The organism is Stenotrophomonas pictorum JCM 9942 (assembly GCF_001310775.1).
Lineage (GTDB): Bacteria > Pseudomonadota > Gammaproteobacteria > Xanthomonadales > Xanthomonadaceae > Stenotrophomonas > Stenotrophomonas pictorum.
On sequence record NZ_BAZI01000307.1, the window covers coordinates 1 to 3,161 of the forward strand.

The following is a 3,161-nucleotide window of genomic DNA, read 5'->3' on the forward strand; positions in this document are numbered from 1 at the left end:
CGATCGCCGCGCAGTAGCAGACCGGGACGGCGGCCAGGTCGGGCACATCCAGGTTGATCCGCAGTTCCCTTGAGACCTGGACTGCCAGCATAGGCGTGCACCATCGCCCCGGGGCCGCGCGGTTTCACGATGCGGGGCTGCGGGCAGGCGCCAGATGGCAGAAGAGCCGGCAGTGCCGGCTCCTCTGGGGTTCGCTCAGGTGATCAGGACTCAGATCGCCTTGGCCAGCTGTGCGGCCAGGCCGGCATAGCCGCCCGGGGTCAGCTCGCGCAGGCGCTGCTTGGCCTCGGCCGGCAGCTCCAGCGAGTCAATGAACGCGCGCATGGAATCGGCGGTGATGCCGTGGCCGCGGGTCAGGGCCTTGAGCTGCTCGTAGGGATTGGACAGGCCGTGACGGCGCATCACCGTCTGCACGGCTTCGGCCAGCACTTCCCAGGCCGCATCCAGATCGGCATCCAGACGCTCCGGGTTCACGGTCAGCTTGCCCAGGCCCTTGGCCAGTGAGTCCAGCGCGATCTGGCTGTGGCCGAAGGCGGTGCCGACCGCACGCAACACAGTGGAGTCGGTCAGGTCGCGCTGCCAGCGGCTGATCGGCAGCTTGGCGGAAAAGTGCTCGAACAGCGCGTTGGCGATGCCGAAATTGCCCTCGGCGTTCTCGAAGTCGATCGGGTTGACCTTGTGCGGCATGGTCGAGGAGCCGACTTCGCCTTCCTTGAGCTTCTGCTTGAAATAACCCAGCGAGATGTAGCCCCAGATGTCGCGGGCCAGGTCGATCAGGATGGTGTTGGCGCGACGGGCGGCGTCGCCGATCTCGGCCACGTTGTCGTGCGGCTCGATCTGGGTGGTGTAGGGGTTGAACACCAGCCCCAGCGAGGTGACGAACGCTTCGGCGAAGGCCGGCCAGTCGACATCCGGGTAGGACACGACATGGGCGTTGTAGTTGCCGACGGCGCCATTGATCTTGCCGGTCAGCTCGACCGCACCGATCTGCTTGATCTGCCGTTCCAGGCGGGCGACGACATTGGCCATTTCCTTGCCCAGGGTGGTCGGCGAGGCGGTCTGGCCGTGGGTGCGCGAGAGCATCGGCTGTTCGGCCTGGGCATGGGCCAGCTGGCGCAGCGTGGCGGCGATGCCGCTGTAGGCCGGCACGATCACCTTGTCGCGGGCTTCAGCCAGCATCAGGCCGTAGGACAGGTTGTTGATGTCCTCGCTGGTGCAGGCGAAGTGCACGAACTCCAGTGCCGGCGCCAGCTCGGCGTCGTCCTTGAGCTGTTCCTTGATGAAGTACTCCACGGCCTTGACGTCGTGGTTGGTGGTGCGCTCGATTTCCTTGACGCGGGCGCATTCTCAACCGAGAAACCCTCGGCCAGTGCACGCAGCCTGGCCTTGCCGGCGGCGCTGAAATCGGCCAGTTCGCTGATGCCCGGTTCGGCACCCAGCGCCAGCAGCCACTCGATCTCGACCTTGACGCGGGCCTTGATCAGGCCGTATTCGGAGAAGATCGGACGCAGCGCGTCGACCTTGCCGGCATAACGGCCGTCAAGCGGGGACAGGGCGAGCAGGGTGGCTTCTTGGCGGGACGTATCCGTCATGGCGGCAGGCGTTGGGCAGTGGCGGGGGCGCATATTCTACGCCGACGACGGCGGCAGGCTGTGCCACGGGCGGCGCCGCAAACGAATTCCTCGCAGGTGATGGGCTAGATTGCCGCTGCAAGGCGGGACCGGAGTTGCCGCCGGAATGTCGATCTGTTGGAGGAATCCTATGAAGATGCGTGTCGAGCACGACAGCATGGGCGAGCTGCAGGTGCCGGCGGAGGCGCTGTGGGGGGCGCAGACCCAGCGTGCGGTGGAGAATTTCCCGGTGTCCGGGCAACGCATGCCGCGGGCCTTCATCCGGGCACTGGGGCTGATCAAAGGCGCGGCGGCCGAGGTCAACGCCGGCTTGGGGCTGCTGCCCAAGGGCGTGGCCAAGGCAATCCAGTCGGCGGCGGCCGAGGTGGCTGCCGGCATGCATGACGCGCACTTCCCGATCGACGTGTACCAGACCGGCTCGGGCACCTCCTCGAACATGAATGCCAACGAGGTCATCGCCACCTTGGCCAACGCCAGCGGCAGGGCCGGCAAGACGGTGGTGCACCCCAATGACCACGTCAATCTGGGGCAGAGTTCCAATGATGTGATTCCCACCGCGATCCGTGTCTCGGCGCAGCTGGCCACGGTCGAAGACCTGTTGCCGGCGCTCAAGCACCTGCGCCGCATCATCGACAGGCGTGCCCGCGGACTGGGCAAGGTGGTCAAGACCGGGCGCACGCATCTGATGGATGCGATGCCGCTGACCTTTGCCCAGGAGTTCGGCGCGTGGTCCGCGCAGCTGGCCTCGGCTGAAGGACGCATCGAGGACGCCCTGAAGCGGCTGCGCCGGCTGCCGCTGGGCGGCACCGCGATCGGCACCGGCATCAATGCCGATCCGCGCTTCGGCGGCAAGGTGGCCAAGGCGCTGTCGACCGCGACGAAGAAGAAGTTCGACAGTGCCGCCAACAAGTTCGAAGGACTGGCCGCGCAGGACGACGCGGTGGAGCTGTCCGGCCAGTTCAATGCGTTGGCGGTGGCGCTGATCAAGATCGCCAATGACCTGCGCTGGATGAACGCCGGGCCGCTGGCCGGGCTGGGCGAGGTGGAGTTGCCGGCGCTGCAGCCGGGCAGTTCGATCATGCCGGGCAAGGTCAATCCGGTGATTCCCGAAGCCACCGTGATGGCCGCGGCGCAGGTGATCGGCCACCACACTGCCATCACCATTGCCGGGCAGAGCGGCAACTTCCAGTTGAACGTGACCCTGCCGCTGATCGCAGCCAACCTGCTGGATTCGATCCAGCTGCTGTCCAGCGTGATGAACCTGCTGGCCGACAAGGTGATCGCCGGGCTGGTGGTCAAGCAGGAGCGGGTGCGTGAGGCGCTGGCCCGCAACCCGATCCTGGTGACCGCGTTGAACCCGATCATCGGCTACGAGAAGGCCGCGGCGATCGCAAAACGGGCCTACAAGGAGCAGCGCCCGGTGCTGGAGGTGGCAGTGGAGGACAGCGGCCTGTCCGAGACCGAGCTCAAGCGGCTGCTGGACCCGGCGGCGCTGACCCTGGGCGGCATCCACGGCGGCTGAGGCGGGCA

At 66.8% G+C, this 3,161-nt stretch carries 1 protein-coding gene and 1 pseudogene; one reads left to right on the top strand and one right to left on the bottom strand.

The genetic code is table 11. The features are described 5' to 3' along the window. Positions 1-210: 210 nt before the first annotated feature. Positions 211-1,592: pseudogene (purB, locus tag JCM9942_RS12840) on the bottom strand (adenylosuccinate lyase). Positions 1,593-1,761: 169 nt separating this feature from the next. Between purB and JCM9942_RS12845 the strand changes: the two are divergent. Then, entirely contained in the window at positions 1,762-3,153 is a 1,392-nt protein-coding gene (locus tag JCM9942_RS12845) for a class II fumarate hydratase (protein ID WP_054660141.1), read from the top strand. The last annotated feature ends 8 nt before the right edge of the window (positions 3,154-3,161 follow it).

Excerpts from the sequence above, each read along its gene's own strand:
- JCM9942_RS12845 (WP_054660141.1), top strand. The coding sequence starts at position 1,762 with ATGAAGATGCGTGTCGAGCACGACAGCATGGGCGAGCTGCAGGTGCCG.